This is a genomic window from Aureimonas glaciei (assembly GCF_014643375.1).
GTDB lineage: Bacteria > Pseudomonadota > Alphaproteobacteria > Rhizobiales > Rhizobiaceae > Plantimonas > Plantimonas glaciei.
Map to the genome: position 1 here is coordinate 161,969 of NZ_BMJJ01000005.1, position 12,986 is coordinate 174,954.

Genomic DNA, 12,986 nt, shown 5'->3' on the forward strand with positions numbered 1-12,986 from the left:
TCACGCCCTGATGCCGCGGAACAGGGTTTCCAGCCCGGCACCGATCTCGTCGGCGTCCGTTGCGTTGCCCGGCGCATACAGCGCTGTGGTCAAGCGGCGCCCCGGTCCCGCGGTGAAGAAATCGGTTTCGAACTGGCGGTCGCAGGCCGCGGCGAAGTCGGGCCCGGCGAGAGCTGCGGCGTCGCCGTCCCGCGCGACCACCACCTTGCGCAGGAGCCGCGCTTCGGCGATCACCGCCGCCTCCGGCGGCAGCGCCCGCGCCGCGGCGAGCTCGGCGAGAACATTCGTGCGCATCCGCCGCCGGCCCTTGATCCGCACCGGCCAGAGCAGCGCCACGACCAGGGCCAGGAGGAGGCCGAGTGCGATCGGCAGCGCGAGGTCGCCGAGCGTCAGGCCGCTGGCGGCCGGGGGGAGATGCGGCGGGCGCAAAGCCTCCAGGATCTTATCGACGTCTTGCATCAAAGCCCTCGATCAGGCCGGCAAGATCCAGCGGTGGCAGCGAGGCGTCGAGAAGCAGCGTGCGGGCACCGAGGAGTTCGAGCCTTCGCAGCCGCCGATCGACGTCGCGCGTGGCGGGTCTGCCGGAGACCTCGCCGGTCTCGCGGCGACCGCCCGCGGAGAGGTAGGGATAACTCCCCGGTGGCGTCTCGATCTCGAAGGGGTCGGCCACGAGCAGCACGTCGATGGCGGCCTTGTGCGCGATGTCGCGCATCACGGCATCGAACTCGGCGCCGGGATGATCGAGCGCGGTCGCGACGAGCAGCGTGCCGTCATGCGGCAGCGCGCGCGCGGCGGATTCGAGGATGGTGGCGAGCGGCGGATCCTCGACGATGCCGGTCGCGGCAAGGGCCGCGGCATGCGCGGCGGCCAGCCGCCCGGCGACGGCCTTCATCGCGCGGTCGCCCGCACCGGGGCGATGGAAGAAGGTCTCGCGCCCCGTTCCGGCGAAGACGCCGACGCGCCCGCCCTGCCCGGCGACGCGCCAGCCGGCGAGCGTCAGCGCCTCGGCCGCGGCGACCGAGCGGAAGGCGCGTTTCGTGCCGAACAGCATCGACGGTCGGAAATCGGCGACGAGCAGCACCGAGCGCTCGCGCTCGTCGCGGAAGGTGCGCACATGCAGTCGCCCCGTTCGCGCCGTGGTGTTGCGGTCGATGTGGCGGACGTCGTCGCCATACAGGAAGGGGCGGATGTCGTCGGTTTCGAGCCCGCGGCCGCGGCGGCGCGTAACGATGCCGCCGGGCAGCATCATGGTGCGCGCACCGGAGCCGGCTTCGCCCGCTTCGATCAGATGGCGCATCCACAGGAGATGCTCGGTCCGAAGGCTCGTGCCGGATCCGCCGGGTCCCATTGCTTTCGGGCCCGCGCCGCTCGCGCTGTCCACGGCGCGGCCCTCAGAGCGGCCTGACATGGTCGAGCAGCATGGCGATCACCCCGCGAGGCGTCGCGCCGTCGGCGCTGGCGCGCCAGGTGAGGAGCGTGCGGTGCGCCAGGATGTCGGGCGCGAGCTCCGACACGTCCTCGGGAATGGCGAAGTCGCGGCCATAGAGATAGGCCCGCGCCTTGGCGGCGGCCGCCAGCGCCAGGGTGCCGCGCGGCGAGGCCGGGTGCTCGATCGCCTTGCCGATGTCGGAATCCTTCGCCGCCGTGCGCGGCGCGGTGACGAGCCGGACGATGAAATCCTTGATCGCCGGCGACAGATGCACCGCCATCGCCGCCTCGCGCGCGGCGCGCACTTCGGCGAGCGTCAGCTTCATCGCCATGGCGCCGGAATGCATGACCGTTTCGGCCTCGACGAGATCCAGAATGCGCCGTTCGGCGCTCGCATCCGGCAGGCCGACCACGACATGCATGAGGAACCGGTCGAGCTGCGCCTCGGGCAGCGGGAACGTGCCTTCCTGATCGATGGGATTTTGCGTGGCGACGACCATGAACGGGTCGGGCAGCTTGTGCGTCTCGCCGCCCGCCGTCACCTGGCCCTCGGCCATGGCTTCCAGCAGCGCCGACTGCACCTTCGGCGGGGCGCGGTTGATCTCGTCGACGAGGACGAGCGAGGCGAAGACGGGGCCGGGCGCGAACTCGAAGCCGCCGCGGTCGGGCTGCCAGATCGGTGTGCCCGTGATGTCGGCCGGCATCAGGTCGGGCGTGCACTGGATGCGGTGAAACGTGCTCTCGAGGCCTTCGGCCAGCCGCTTGACGGCACGCGTCTTGGCCAGGCCCGGCATGCCCTCGACGAGGAGATGGCCGCCCGAGAGCAGTCCGATGAGCAGGCGCTCGACGAGAGCCTCGCAACCGATCAGGCCGTCCTGTAGGCCGGTCTTCAGCGCTGCGATGCGATCGCGGGTCATATCCGCGCTGCCCTCGGGCCGCGCGACCAAAGTCTGCGAATTCAAATGCCTCGCCTCCGTCCGGGTGCCCAATCCGGACCTCTGGCTTACGAAGTCGGTTGCGGATCGTCAACAGAGAGCGGCAGGTCTCGCGCGATCGTCATGCCACCCTTTCGTCGCCGAGCCGCGCGCGCCCCCGCAGAACCGCGGCCTGTCATGACACCGACAACGAGCCTCGCTAAGACCCGCGGCATCACGAGAATCGGAGATCCCCATGGGACAGACGGCGTTCAGCAATCCCGGTCACTTCTACCGGGGCAACATCCACACCCATTCGACCCGGTCGGACGGCGTGCGCTCGCCGGAGGAGGTCTGCCGCACCTATCGCGAGGCCGGCTACGATTTTCTCTGCCTGTCCGACCATTTCATGGAGCGCTTCGGCTTTCCGATCGTCGACACCACGCCCTATCGCACCGCGGGTTTTACGACGATCTTCGGCGCGGAGATCCATGCGCTTCAGAACAGCCACGGCGAACTCTGGCACCTTCTGGCCTGCGGCCTGCCGCTTGATTTCGCTAAGCTCGGCGACGGCGAAGATGCCGTGTCTCTCGCCCGGCGCGCGGTCGCGGCCGGCGCCTTTCTCGGCATCGCGCATCCACAATGGTCGCAGCTGACGATCGAGGACGGGCGGCAGATGGCGGGCATCGCGCATGCGGTGGAGGTCTACAACACCGGCTGCCATCTCGAATGCGACCGCCCCGACGGCACCGCCCTTCTCGACGCGCTGCTGTCGGAAGGCCACCGCCTGACCGGCTACGCCGCCGACGACGCGCATTTCAAGAGCCGCGACTACCTTGGCGGCTGGATGATGGTGAAGGCCGAGGCGAACGAGCCGGAAGCCCTTCTCGCCGCGATGAAGGCCGGCGCCTATTATTCCTCGCGCGGCCCGGTGATCGAAAGCATCGAGGTCGCCGGCAAGATGATCAGCGTCGACTGCGCCCCCGCCGCGGGCATCGCCCTCGTCGGCCGCGGCAGCCGTGCCGAATATGTCGGCGGCGAGGCCCTTACCCATGCCGATCTGCCAATCGAGCGCTTTGCCGGCGACTGGTGCCGGGTCGTGGTGATGGACGAGGCCGGCCAGCAGGCCTGGTCGAACCCGATCTGGTTGTAGGCCAATTTCAAGAGGATAAGGCGGCGAAGCTTCTTTCTTCGCCCTCCGGGGAGAAGTGGCCGGCAGGCCGAAGAGGGGCGGCGCAGCCGAACGAAGCCTTCTGATATTGTACCGCGGCGTTGCCGCGGCCCCTCTCCCACCTCGCTTCGCTCGGCACCCTCTCTCCGTTGGGGCGAGGAAAGGCGCCGAACTTGTCATCGCCGGCGAAACGGACAATGCGGCCTCACGTCCGAAACACCATCTCGATCCGGTCGGCCAAAAAGCGCGAATGCGAGAACTGGATCGGCCGCTCCTCGGCGTCGAGATTGACCGAATGGGTGACGAGCACCACGGCGTCGGCGGGACAGGCGAGATGCTCGGCGTCGGCGGGGCTGACCCGGGCAGCGGAGACGCGGGTTTCCATCCGGCGGTAGTCGTCGACGCCCTCGGCGGCGAGCGCCCTCGTGATCGAGCCGGTCTCGGCATAGGCGGCGACGATCCCGGGGAAGCGCTCGGCCGGAAACCAGGACGTCGCCATCGACATCGGCAAGCCGTCCGCGACATTCATCGACTCCAGCCGGTGTAGCGGCGCGCCGAGCCTGAGGCCAAGGGCGGCGGCGATGGGCGCCGTCGCCGGCTCGCGCCCCGAGGCGATCAGCCGGCCGGCCGGCTGGCGCGACTGGGCGGTGATGTTTTCCGAAAACCGCGTTCGGGCACCGACGGGATAGGCGATCCGGGCCGGCCGGCGCTCGACGAAGGTGCCGCGCCCCCGCTCGGCCCGCAGGATGCCCTCGGCCTGGAGCACCGCGATCGCCCGTCGCACCGTATGGCGGTTGACCTGAAAACGTTCGGCCAGCGCCGCCTCGACCGGCAGTTGCTCCATCGCGCCGCGGCTGTCGTCGATCATGGCGCGGATGGCATCGGCGACCTTGCGCCAGCGGGCAATGCCCTCGTCGCCTGCGATCATCTCTGACTCTCCCTCGGTGCTGCACAGGCCCCATTCGCGAAAAGACGGCGAGTGTCATTGTCCTGTCACGGCTTTCCCGGTAGATAACAGAAGTCAGATATAGATGTCTATACAAATAGACAAATTGGAGTCCCCATGCGGCAGGTCGATCATCCAGGCGAAGCGCTCGCCCCAGAGACGCGGCGGCGGGCCATGGCGGCCTTCGCCCTCGCCGAACCCGCTCTCCTCGCCTCGGCCTGGCAGGCAATCGGCGGAGATCAGGCGGCAACCCGGCTGCGCGGCCCCGAGGCCGGGCTGGTGATGCTGCGCGGACGGATCGGCGGCGGCGGCGCCCCCTTCAACCTCGGCGAGGCGAGCGTCGCCCGCGCGACGGTGCGGCTTCCATCGGGCGAAGTCGGCCATGCCATGGTGCTCGGCCGCGACCTTCAGCGGGCGGAACTCGCCGCCACCCTCGACGCGGCCTTCCAGCGCGAAGAATGGCGCGCGCACATCGCTGCCGAGATCGTCGAGCCGGTCCTTGCCGCGCAGGCCGGGGACGACCTTCAGCGCGCCGAGGAGACGCAGGCGACGCGCGTCGATTTCTTCACCGTCGTCAGAGGAGAAGACTGATGAGCAAGAGCAACGGCTCCGACCGCAACGGCCTCGATGGCGGCTTCACTGATCCGGTCTTCGATTCGCAGGCGATCTTTGCCGGCGTGATGCAGGCGCTGTCGCGCCCCGGAACGCTGGTCGACCTCGGCGAGAAGGTGCGCGCACCGCACGTTCTGGCCCCGGCTGCCGCCAGCATCCTCGCCGCGCTCGCCGACTACGACACGCCGGTCTGGCTCGACGAGGGTCTGCGGCACGACGGCGAGGCCGGCCGCTGGGTCTCCTTCCAGACCGGCGCGATCCTCGTCGCCGATCCCGGCAAGGCGCGCTTCGGCGTCTGTTCGGCCCACGCCGCCATGCCGAATCTCAGCACCTTTGCCTTGGGCACGGCGGACTATCCCGACCGCTCGACGACGCTGATCGTCATGCTGGAGGCACTCGAAGGGGGGCCGTCGCTGCAGCTTTCCGGTCCCGGCATCGAAACGACGGCGAATATCGCGCCGAAGACGCTGTCGCCGACCTTCTTCGCCGACTGGGCGATCAACAACGCGCTGTTTCCCCGCGGCGTCGACGTCCTCCTCGTCGCCGGCCGCCAGGTGATCGGCCTGCCGCGCACGACAAGAATTCGGAGCGCCTGAGATGTACGTTGCCGTCAAGGGTGGCGAGGCCGCCATCGCCAATGCCCACCAGCTTCTCGCCGACCGGCGCCGCGGCGATCGCAGCGTTCCCGCGCTGACGCTGGAACAGATCGCCGGCCAGTTCCAGCTCGGCCTCGACCGGGTGATGGCCGAGGGCTCGCTCTACGATGTCGAGCTCGCCGCCATGGCCGTGCGCCAGTCGCGTGGCGACCTGATCGAGGCGATTTTCCTGTTGCGGGCCTATCGCACCACCCTGCCGCGCTTCGGCGCCTCGGTGCCGCTCGACACCGGCAACATGGCGATCGAGCGGCGGATCTCGGCGACCTACAAGGACCTGCCGGGTGGCCAGTTGCTCGGGCCGACCTTCGACTACACTCACCGCCTGATCGATCCGGCCATGGCCGGCGACGGGCCCGTCGAGCCCGGCCTTCGCCGACCGCTGGCGCCGGGCGACGCGCATTGCCCGAGGGTGACCGACCTTCTCGGCGACGAGGGCCTGATCGAGCGGGACGTCGCGGCCACCGCCGACGAACCCGGCGACCTCACCCGCGAGCCGCTGGAGTTTCCCGCCGGACGCGACCTGCGCCTGCAGGCCCTCGCCCGCGGCGACGAGGGGTTTCTCCTGTCGCTCGCCTATTCCACCCAGCGCGGTTACGCCCGCACCCACCCCTTCGTCGGCGAGATCCGCATCGGCCTCGTCGAGGTCGAGGTCGACATGCCCGAGCTCGGCTTTGCCGTGCCGATCGGCCGGGTGCGCCTCACCGAGTGCCAGATGGTCAACCAGTTCAAGGGCTCGGCCAAGGAACCACCGCAGTTTACGCGCGGCTATGGCCTGGTCTTCGGCCAGTCCGAGCGCAAGGCGATGGCCATGAGCCTCGTCGATCGGGCGCTGCGGGCCGACGAGTTCGGCGAGGAGCGCGTCGCCCCGGCGCAGGACGAGGAATTCGTCATCGCCCATTCCGACAATGTCCAGGCGACCGGCTTCGTCGAGCACCTGAAGCTGCCGCACTACGTCGACTTCCAGGCCGAACTCGACCTCGTCCGCCGCATGCGCGCCGAGCACGCCGCGGCGGAGAACGCCCGGGCGGAACGGGAGGCGGCGGAATGAGAACCGACCGCGCTTCAGTTCTTTCGGCGAAGAAAATACCAGGCCGCGGCGAAGCCGACGAGAACCACCGCCAGCTCGCCGAGCGCGATCCAGCTTCCGTCCATTTTCCCTCCCTTTCGCGGTCCGCCGCGGCTTCGATTTTTAGAGAAGGCCCGGCACGATGACGGCGGCGCTTCCCACCTACAACTTCGCCTACCTCGACGAGCAGACCAAGCGGATGATCCGCCGCGCCATCCTGAAGGCGATCGCCATTCCCGGCTACCAGGTGCCCTTTGCCGCGCGCGAAATGCCGATGCCCTATGGCTGGGGCACCGGCGGCGTGCAGGTGACGGCGGCGATCCTTGGACCGGACGACGTGCTGAAGGTCATCGACCAGGGCGCCGACGACACCACCAACGCCGTCTCGATCCGCGCCTTTTTCGAAAAGACCGCGGGTGTCGCGACGACGACGAAGACGGGCGACGCCACCATCATCCAGACCCGGCACCGCATTCCGGAAACGCCGCTGAAGGCGGGCCAGACGCTCGTCTACCAGGTGCCGATCCCCGAGCCTCTGCGCTTCCTTGAGCCGCGCGAGACCGAGACGCGGGTGATGCACGCGCTCGAGGAATACGGGCTGATGCATGTGAAGCTCTACGAGGACATCGCCCGCCACGGCCACATCGCCACGACCTACGCCTATCCCGTCAAGATCGAGGGCCGCTACGTCATGGACCCCTCGCCGATCCCGAAATTCGACAATCCGAAGATGCACAAGAGTCCGGCGCTCCAGCTCTTCGGCGCCGGCCGCGAAAAGCGCATCTACGCCCTGCCGCCTTTTACCGACGTCGTCAGCCTGGACTTCGAGGACCACCCTTTCGCGGTCCAGCACTTCGAAAAGCCCTGCGCGCTGTGTGGCGCCCACGACGTCTATCTCGACGAGGTGATCACTGACGACCGGGGCGGGCGCATGTTCGTCTGCTCCGACACCGACCATTGCGAAACGCGGCGAGCCGAGGGGCATGTCGGGGATGGCGGGCCGGAGGCGCGGCCGTGACGGTCTCTTTTTGGGGGCGCGACGCTGGTCTCCGCCGATCTCCCCCCTTGAGGGGGAGATGTCCGGCAGGACAGAGGGGGGTAGGAGCGACGAGCGCGAACAGCCGAGTTTGCCGCTCAACCCTCGGCCTCGTCGATGACCGCCAGCACATGTCGGCACACCCCTTCGATGTCGCGCATCACGTCGTCGTTCCAGAACCGGACAACCTTCCAGCCCGCCGCCTCGAGACAAGCCGTGCGGGTGGCGTCGCGCTCGGCGCGGGGCTCATCTCCATGCTGCGATCCGTCGATCTCGATCACCAACCGGCGGGACGGGCAGGCGAAATCGACGATATAGCCGGCGATCGGCACCTGCCGGCGAAAGCCGAGCTTCATCAGTCTGTGCGCCCGGACAGCGTTCCAGAAGCGCAGCTCCGGCTCGGTCATGGCGTGGCGCATCTGCTTGGCGCTGGCGCGGTGCTTCGGCGGGATGGAGCGATGCGTCATCGGCCGGCTCGCGTCGTTACTGCGAGGCAGGATCCTACTGCCGCTTCGGCGCTCGTCACCCCCCTCTGCCTGCCGGCATCTCCCCCTCAAGGGGGGAGATCAGCCACACTTTTCGCCGCGCAAGGAATGCCGACATGACTGCCGATACCCCCGACACCCCCATCCTCTCCGTCCGTGCCCTCACCAAGACCTACGGCGCCCGCATCGGCTGCGAGGATATCTCGCTCGACGTCTGGCCGGGCGAAGTGCTGGCGATCGTCGGCGAAAGCGGGTCGGGCAAGACCACTCTGCTCAACTGCATCTCGGCACGGCTGCCGCGCAGCTCGGGTGAAGTGCTCTACCGGATGCGCGACGGCGAGACGCGCGATCTCGACGATCTCAGCGAGGCGGAGCGCCGGTTTCTGGCGCGCACCGACTGGGGTTTCGTCCATCAGAACCCGGCCGACGGCCTGCGGATGCGCGTCTCGGCCGGCGCCAATGTCGGTGAGCGGCTGATGGCGGTGGGCGAGCGGCACTACGGGCAGATCCGCGAGACCGCGACCGACTGGCTCGGCCGCGTCGAGATCGCCTCCGACCGCATCGACGACCAGCCGGTGGCCTTTTCCGGCGGCATGCGCCAGCGCCTGCAGATCGCCCGCAACCTCGTCACGCGGCCGCGCCTCGTCTTCATGGACGAGCCGACCGGCGGCCTCGACGTCTCGGTGCAGGCGCGCCTTCTCGATCTCCTGCGCCAGCTCGTCGCCGATCTGGGCCTTGCCGTCGTCATTGTCACCCACGACCTCGCCGTGGCCCGGCTCCTGTCGCAGCGGATGATTGTCATGAAGGACGGGCACGTCATCGAGTCCGGCCTCACCGACCGCGTGCTCGACGATCCGCAGCACGCCTATACCCAACTCCTCGTCGCCTCGATCCCGGAGAGCTGAGATGACTGACACCGTGTTCAGCGCCATGACCGGCCGGGACGCCCCCGCGTCCGGCGAGCCCGTCCTCTCCGTCGAGAACGTGAAAAAATCCTTCACCGTGCATCTGCGCGGCGGCATCACCCTGCCCGTGGTGGAGAACGTCTCCTTCGCGCTGAGCCCCGGCGAATGCGCCGTGCTCGGCGGGCCGTCGGGGGTCGGCAAATCGTCGATCCTTAGGATGGTCTACGGTAACTACGCCGTCGACGGCGGCCGCATCCTGGTCGCCGATGGCGACGGCGCGCCAGCCGATCTCGCCTCGGGCGATCCGCGGCTCGTGATGCGCCTCCGGCGCGAGAGTATCGGCTATGTCAGCCAGTTCCTGCGCGCCGTGCCGCGCGTTCCGGCGCTCGACGTCGTCGCCGAGCCGCTGTTCGCCCGCGGCGTCGATGCTGCCGAAGCCCGCGAACGGGCCGGCGCGCTTTTGGCGCGGCTGAACCTGCCAAAGGCGCTGTTCGACCTGCCGCCCGCGACCTTTTCCGGCGGCGAGAAGCAGCGGGTGAACATCGCCCGCGGCTTCATCACCGACCACCGCATCCTTCTCCTCGACGAACCGACCGCCTCGCTCGACGCCGCCAACCGCGACGTCGTCGCCGAGATGATCGAGGGCAAGCTGGCCCGGGGCGTCGCCATCCTGGGAATTTTCCATGACACCGAAGTACGCGCCCGCGTCGCGACGCGCGTGATCGACGTCACCGGCTTCTCCGCCCGGAAGGCCGCGTGATGGCCCGCCTCTCGGAACACACCCCGTCGATCCACCCGACCGCCTCGGTCGCCACGACCACACTCGGCCGCTATGTCGAGATCGCCGAGCGCTGCCGCGTCGCCGAGACCACGCTCGGCGATTATTCCTACCTGATGGAGGACTGCGCGGTCTGGGGCACGGTGATCGGCAAGTTCGCCAACATCGCCGCCTCGGTGCGCCTCAACGCCACGCATCATCCGATGACACGCGCGACGCTGCACCATTTCACCTACCGCGCCGGCGACTATTTCGACGATGCCGAGAACGAAACGGACTTCTTCGCCGCGCGGCGGGCGCGCGAGGTGCGGATCGGCCACGACGTCTGGATCGGCCATGGCGCGACGGTCCTGCCGGGCGTGACGATCGGCAACGGCGCCGTCGTGGGTTCCGGCGCCGTCGTGACCAAGGACGTCGCGCCCTACACCATCGTCGGCGGCGTGCCGGCGAAGGAGATCCGGCGGCGCTTCTCGCCCGAGATCGGCGCGCGGATGGACCGGCTCGCCTGGTGGGACTGGCCGCACGACAGACTGCGCCAGACCCTCGAGGACTTCCGCAGCCTCGATGCGGAAGCCTTTCTCGATCGCTACGACGGCTGAAACCAGCCGGTCGCCCGTCCCGCGGGCCGGCGACGACACCATCGACATCCCCGGCTCCCGCCTGTCGCGCCTTGTGCGACCGCGCCGCTTCGTCACGTCTATCCCCTGATTTGCATGACTTTTCCCCTGTCATGGAACGGTCATCCCGCTGTCACGCCGCTCACATGCAAGCCGTCTAGGCGTAACGCCAACCCGGCGAGAACACGCCGCGGGGGATGGACGGGGGACAACCGCAAGGCTGCCCCGCAGAAGCGGCAGATGCGACGCGCAATACGCCGACAGGCTGGAGAACACCTCATGAATGCGATCCGCGTCGACAAGGTCTCGAAACGCTTCGGCCAGAAGCAGGCGCTTTCCTCGGTCGACCTGTCGATCTCCGCCGGCGAAATGGTCGCGCTGATCGGCGCCTCGGGGTCGGGCAAGTCGACGTTGATGCGCATCATCGCCGGCCTCGAGCACAACGAGCAGGGCGTCGGGCGCGTCGAGATCTTCGGCAAGCCGCTGCAGGTCGGCGGCAAGCTCGACCGCAATGCCCGCGAGATGCGCCGCGAGATCGGCGTCATCTTCCAGCAGTTCAATCTCGTCGGCCGCCTGCCGGTCCTGACCAATGTCCTGACCGGCCTCCTAGGCCGCATCCCGTCCTGGCGCGGCACGCTCGGCCTGTTCTCGCGCGCCGAGAAGGCGCTGGCGCGCGAGGCGCTCGGCCGCGTCGGCATCCCCGAAGTCGCATGGCAGCGGGCCTCAACGCTTTCCGGCGGCCAGCAGCAGCGCGCCGCCATCGCCCGCACGCTGGTGCAGAAGGCAAAAATCCTTCTCGCCGACGAGCCGATCGCCTCGCTCGACCCGTCCTCGGCCCGGCGGGTGATGGACCTCATCGCCGAGATCAACCGCACCGACGGCATCACCGCCGTCGTGTCGCTGCACCAGGTCGAATACGCCCGCCGCTACTGCGCCCGCACCATCGCCATGCGCGACGGCGTGGTCGTCTTCGACGGCCCTTCGCTCGCGCTCACCAACGATTTCCTGCGCGAGCTCTACGGCACCTCCTCGGAGGAGCTGATCCTGCCGGACGCCCAGGCGGAACCGGCCCGCGACCTGAAGCCCACCCGGGACATCGCCGCCGAACTGCGCGCCTTGTCCTCGGCCTGGCACACCGCCTGACCCTTTCGCCCAGCCGATTCCACCCGCCAACCCCCACGGAGACGACCATGAATCCGATCATCAAGGGCATCGCCGCCCTCGCGCTCGCCACCGGTCTGACGACCTCGGCGCTCGCCGAAGAGATCAACTTCGGCATCATCTCGACCGAGTCGCAGTCGAACCTGCGCCCGCTCTGGGAGCCCTTCCTGGCCGACATGGCCGAGCAGACTGGCCTCGACATCAAACCCTTCTTCGCCTCCGACTATGCCGGCGTGATCGAAGGCATGCGCTTCGACAAGGTCCAGATCGCCTGGTACGGCAACAAGTCGGCGATGGAAGCCGTCGACCGGTCCGAGGGCGAAGTCTTCGTCCAGACCGTGGCGGCTTCGGGTGAAGCCGGCTACTACGGCCTGATCCTCGCGCCGTCCGACAGCAAGCTCACCGGCCTCGACGACCTTCTGACGTGCGACAAGTCGCTGAACTTCGGCATCGGCGATCCGAACTCGACCTCGGGCTATCTCGTGCCGATGACCTTCGTCTTCGCTTCGAAGGGCATCGACCCGAAGGAGTGCTTCAAGAACGTCACCAATGCCAACCATGAGACCAATGCGATGGCCGTCGCCAATCGCCAGGTCGACGCGGCCGCCAACAACACCGAGAGCCTCGCGCTGATCGAAAAGAACCAGCCGGAAGCCTTCAAGAACATCAAGGTCATCTGGAAGTCGCCGCTGATCCCGTCCGACCCGATCGTCTGGCGCAAGGACCTGCCGGAAGCCTCCAAGGAGAAGCTGAAGGCCTTCTTCCTCGACTACGGCACCGAGCGATCGAAGGGCGACGTCGAGGCCGAGAAGAAGACGCTGGCGGGCCTGCAGTGGGCGCCGTTCCGCGCGTCGACCGACGCCCAGCTGCTGCCGATCCGCGTCATGGAACTGACCAAGAAGATCGCCGGCATCACCGCCGACAAGACGCTCGCCGACGACGCCAAGAAGGCCGAAATCGACAAGCTGACCGCCGAGAAGGCGAAGTTCGAGGCCGAGATCGCCAAGAACTCGCAGAGCTAAATCCCTGTTGGAGCGCGCGGCCAGCGACGGTCGCGCGCTTCTGTACCCGGACGCACCGCCGTCAGCGCCGCCCAAGCGGCAACATCGGCTCACGGGAAGAAGCGCTGACCTCTAGGCCCTAGTCATCCTCGGGCTTGACCCGAGGACCCATGCCGAATCGCCGAACGCGCTCGATCAGGGGGATATTCC

General features: G+C 68.5%; 15 protein-coding genes. 10 read left to right on the forward strand and 5 right to left on the reverse strand.

All coding sequences use genetic code 11. The annotated features are described in order from the left end of the window. The 3 genes from IEX88_RS12460 to IEX88_RS12470 all read right to left on the reverse strand — a co-directional run bounded on the left by IEX88_RS12460 (window position 1) and on the right by IEX88_RS12470 (window position 2,345). On the reverse strand, window positions 1–459 hold the full coding sequence (locus IEX88_RS12460) for a DUF4381 family protein (protein ID WP_188851030.1): 459 nt from the start codon (window positions 457–459) through the stop codon (window positions 1–3). Beyond that, the gene (locus IEX88_RS12465) at window positions 443–1,297 is read right to left on the reverse strand and encodes a DUF58 domain-containing protein (RefSeq protein WP_244640117.1); all 855 of its coding nucleotides are present in this window, start codon (window positions 1,295–1,297) and stop codon (window positions 443–445) included. Before IEX88_RS12465 ends, IEX88_RS12460 begins: the two co-directional genes overlap by 17 nt. Window positions 1,298–1,391: 94 nt before the next feature. Next, the gene (locus IEX88_RS12470; RefSeq protein WP_188851032.1) at window positions 1,392–2,345 is read right to left on the reverse strand and encodes an AAA family ATPase; all 954 of its coding nucleotides are present in this window, start codon (window positions 2,343–2,345) and stop codon (window positions 1,392–1,394) included. A 253-nt stretch (window positions 2,346–2,598) separates the two neighbouring features. On the opposite strand from IEX88_RS12470, the gene IEX88_RS12475 reads away from it, so the two are divergent. Further along, window positions 2,599–3,495 carry a CehA/McbA family metallohydrolase gene (locus tag IEX88_RS12475; RefSeq protein ID WP_188851034.1) on the forward strand — a complete coding sequence of 299 codons (897 nt, stop codon included), beginning with the start codon at window positions 2,599–2,601 and terminating at the stop codon, window positions 3,493–3,495. 223 nt (window positions 3,496–3,718) lie between these two features. On the opposite strand, the gene phnF is transcribed toward IEX88_RS12475, so the two are convergent. Next, window positions 3,719–4,441, reverse strand: a complete 723-nt coding sequence (gene phnF, locus IEX88_RS12480; protein WP_188851036.1) for a phosphonate metabolism transcriptional regulator PhnF — start codon at window positions 4,439–4,441, stop codon at window positions 3,719–3,721. A 135-nt stretch (window positions 4,442–4,576) separates the two neighbouring features. On the opposite strand from phnF, the gene phnG reads away from it, so the two are divergent. From phnG to IEX88_RS12500, 4 genes are all read left to right on the forward strand, one after another. Continuing rightward, window positions 4,577–5,050 carry a phosphonate C-P lyase system protein PhnG gene (gene phnG / locus IEX88_RS12485; RefSeq protein ID WP_244640118.1) on the forward strand — a complete coding sequence of 158 codons (474 nt, stop codon included), beginning with the start codon at window positions 4,577–4,579 and terminating at the stop codon, window positions 5,048–5,050. After that, window positions 5,050–5,667 carry a phosphonate C-P lyase system protein PhnH gene (gene phnH / locus IEX88_RS12490; protein ID WP_188851038.1) on the forward strand — a complete coding sequence of 206 codons (618 nt, stop codon included), beginning with the start codon at window positions 5,050–5,052 and terminating at the stop codon, window positions 5,665–5,667. Before phnG ends, phnH begins: the two co-directional genes overlap by 1 nt. A 1-nt stretch (window position 5,668) precedes the next feature. Next, window positions 5,669–6,775 carry a carbon-phosphorus lyase complex subunit gene (locus tag IEX88_RS12495; RefSeq protein WP_188851040.1) on the forward strand — a complete coding sequence of 369 codons (1,107 nt, stop codon included), beginning with the start codon at window positions 5,669–5,671 and terminating at the stop codon, window positions 6,773–6,775. A 160-nt stretch (window positions 6,776–6,935) separates the two neighbouring features. Continuing rightward, on the forward strand, window positions 6,936–7,811 hold the full coding sequence (locus IEX88_RS12500; RefSeq protein ID WP_188851042.1) for an alpha-D-ribose 1-methylphosphonate 5-phosphate C-P-lyase PhnJ: 876 nt from the start codon (window positions 6,936–6,938) through the stop codon (window positions 7,809–7,811). Window positions 7,812–7,927: 116 nt separating this feature from the next. Here IEX88_RS12500 and IEX88_RS12505 read toward each other — a convergent pair whose 3' ends face one another. Next, the gene (locus tag IEX88_RS12505; protein ID WP_188851044.1) at window positions 7,928–8,296 is read right to left on the reverse strand and encodes an endonuclease domain-containing protein; all 369 of its coding nucleotides are present in this window, start codon (window positions 8,294–8,296) and stop codon (window positions 7,928–7,930) included. 134 nt (window positions 8,297–8,430) lie between these two features. Between IEX88_RS12505 and phnK the strand changes: the two genes are divergently transcribed. The 5 genes from phnK (at window position 8,431) to phnD (ending at window position 12,797) form a co-directional block, all read left to right on the forward strand. Then, window positions 8,431–9,219: a phosphonate C-P lyase system protein PhnK gene (gene phnK / locus IEX88_RS12510; protein ID WP_188851046.1), complete on the forward strand. Its 789-nt coding sequence runs from the start codon at window positions 8,431–8,433 to the stop codon at window positions 9,217–9,219. Window positions 9,220–9,244: 25 nt separating this feature from the next. Beyond that, window positions 9,245–9,979 (forward strand): phosphonate C-P lyase system protein PhnL, encoded by a 735-nt coding sequence (phnL, locus tag IEX88_RS12515; protein WP_188851313.1) that lies wholly within the window; start codon window positions 9,245–9,247, stop codon window positions 9,977–9,979. Further along, window positions 9,979–10,596: a DapH/DapD/GlmU-related protein gene (locus tag IEX88_RS12520; protein WP_188851049.1), complete on the forward strand. Its 618-nt coding sequence runs from the start codon at window positions 9,979–9,981 to the stop codon at window positions 10,594–10,596. The genes phnL and IEX88_RS12520 overlap by 1 nt, the downstream gene beginning before the upstream one ends. Window positions 10,597–10,893: 297 nt before the next feature. Then, complete coding sequence (phnC, locus tag IEX88_RS12525; protein ID WP_188851051.1) at window positions 10,894–11,757, forward strand: phosphonate ABC transporter ATP-binding protein; 864 nt, start codon at window positions 10,894–10,896, stop codon at window positions 11,755–11,757. 47 nt (window positions 11,758–11,804) lie between these two features. After that, entirely contained in the window at window positions 11,805–12,797 is a 993-nt protein-coding gene (phnD, locus tag IEX88_RS12530) for a phosphonate ABC transporter substrate-binding protein (protein ID WP_188851053.1), read from the forward strand. Window positions 12,798–12,986 lie beyond the last annotated feature (189 nt).

Bases quoted from the DNA above. Each gene is read 5' to 3' on its own strand.
- IEX88_RS12520 (WP_188851049.1), top strand. From the start codon at position 9,979: ATGGCCCGCCTCTCGGAACACACCCCGTCGATCCACCCGACCGCCTCG.
- IEX88_RS12465 (WP_244640117.1), bottom strand. From the start codon at position 1,297: ATGCGCCATCTGATCGAAGCGGGCGAAGCCGGCTCCGGTGCGCGCACC.
- phnD (WP_188851053.1), top strand. From the start codon at position 11,805: ATGAATCCGATCATCAAGGGCATCGCCGCCCTCGCGCTCGCCACCGGT.
- phnF (WP_188851036.1), bottom strand. From the start codon at position 4,441: ATGATCGCAGGCGACGAGGGCATTGCCCGCTGGCGCAAGGTCGCCGAT.
- IEX88_RS12460 (WP_188851030.1), bottom strand. From the start codon at position 459: ATGCAAGACGTCGATAAGATCCTGGAGGCTTTGCGCCCGCCGCATCTC.
- phnG (WP_244640118.1), top strand. From the start codon at position 4,577: ATGCGGCAGGTCGATCATCCAGGCGAAGCGCTCGCCCCAGAGACGCGG.
- phnK (WP_188851046.1), top strand. From the start codon at position 8,431: ATGACTGCCGATACCCCCGACACCCCCATCCTCTCCGTCCGTGCCCTC.
- phnC (WP_188851051.1), top strand. From the start codon at position 10,894: ATGAATGCGATCCGCGTCGACAAGGTCTCGAAACGCTTCGGCCAGAAG.
- IEX88_RS12500 (WP_188851042.1), top strand. From the start codon at position 6,936: ATGACGGCGGCGCTTCCCACCTACAACTTCGCCTACCTCGACGAGCAG.
- phnL (WP_188851313.1), top strand. From the start codon at position 9,245: ATGACCGGCCGGGACGCCCCCGCGTCCGGCGAGCCCGTCCTCTCCGTC.
- IEX88_RS12475 (WP_188851034.1), top strand. From the start codon at position 2,599: ATGGGACAGACGGCGTTCAGCAATCCCGGTCACTTCTACCGGGGCAAC.
- IEX88_RS12505 (WP_188851044.1), bottom strand. From the start codon at position 8,296: ATGACGCATCGCTCCATCCCGCCGAAGCACCGCGCCAGCGCCAAGCAG.
- IEX88_RS12495 (WP_188851040.1), top strand. From the start codon at position 5,669: ATGTACGTTGCCGTCAAGGGTGGCGAGGCCGCCATCGCCAATGCCCAC.
- phnH (WP_188851038.1), top strand. From the start codon at position 5,050: ATGAGCAAGAGCAACGGCTCCGACCGCAACGGCCTCGATGGCGGCTTC.
- IEX88_RS12470 (WP_188851032.1), bottom strand. From the start codon at position 2,345: ATGACCCGCGATCGCATCGCAGCGCTGAAGACCGGCCTACAGGACGGC.